General features: G+C 40.6%; 1 protein-coding gene. It reads right to left on the bottom strand.

Annotation, left to right across the window (positions count from 1 at the left end; all coding sequences use genetic code 11):
- Positions 1 to 813: 813 nt before the first annotated feature.
- Positions 814 to 894: an IS3 family transposase gene (locus QL986_RS18895; protein WP_356736069.1), complete on the bottom strand. Its 81-nt coding sequence runs from the start codon at positions 892 to 894 to the stop codon at positions 814 to 816.
- Positions 895 to 908 lie beyond the last annotated feature (14 nt).

Below are 908 nucleotides of genomic sequence, written 5' to 3'. Positions count from 1 at the left end.
ATCAGCTATCAGCTATCAGCTATCAGCTATCAGCTATCAGCTATCAGCTATCAGCTATCAGCTATCAGCTATCAGCTATCAGCTATCAGCTATCAGCTATCAGCTATCAGCTATCAGCTATCAGCTAAAACTTTAAAGTGGTTCATTTTAAAAGCAAGTTTTATAACTTAAACATTAGCATTAAGTTATAAATACTGACAGGGAAATAAATGAGAAGGCAGCGAGCTACGAGTGACGAGTATCGAGCAACGAGCTAGTGCTAAAACCTGAGACCTTTAATCTACTCTTTTAGCGCAGCGTCTCTTTGTCCTCTTTGTGAATAATGACCTTGCGCGGCATAAAGCTCCGCCTACAGTAAATTCAGAAGTTAACCATATCAGTAGGCGGGAGTTTACCTCGCGCATTTGTGTTTAATATCCTAGACCTGACGCGATATAAAATCGCTGCTACGAAAGGCACTTACTGCTAAAAACAATTTTTCACCACAGAGGGTTCCGAGGCGCTTCGCGCTACACAGAGGTAGATTGGTATTTTTTAAGCATTTCTCTGTGAACTCTGTGTTCTCGGTGGTAAATATTTTTTAAATTAATGACCTTGCGCGGCATAAAGCCCCGCCTAAAATAAATTTAGAAGGTAACCATATCAGTAGGCGGAAGTTTACCTCGCGCATTTTAATCTGACATCTAAAGTCTAATTTCTTGTTTAAACACAGAGAAGTGAATGAGAGTAAATGAGAAGACAACGGGCTTCGAGTGACGAGCTGCGAGCTACTGCTAAAACCTGATACGACCCCGATAAAGTAGACACGGGTTTTTAATTCATTAACTCGTATTGCATGGGACTCACATTTCCTAGCGTGCCATGCATTCTTACTGAGTTGTAGTAGTTTTCGATATAAAAGCGACTTT

Origin of the sequence: Pseudoalteromonas sp. APC 3250 (genome assembly GCF_030407915.1) — a bacterium.
GTDB lineage: Bacteria > Pseudomonadota > Gammaproteobacteria > Enterobacterales > Alteromonadaceae > Pseudoalteromonas > Pseudoalteromonas tetraodonis.
The sequence above is the reverse complement of the archived record's forward strand: the minus strand, read 5'-3'. Positions and strand labels throughout refer to the sequence as shown.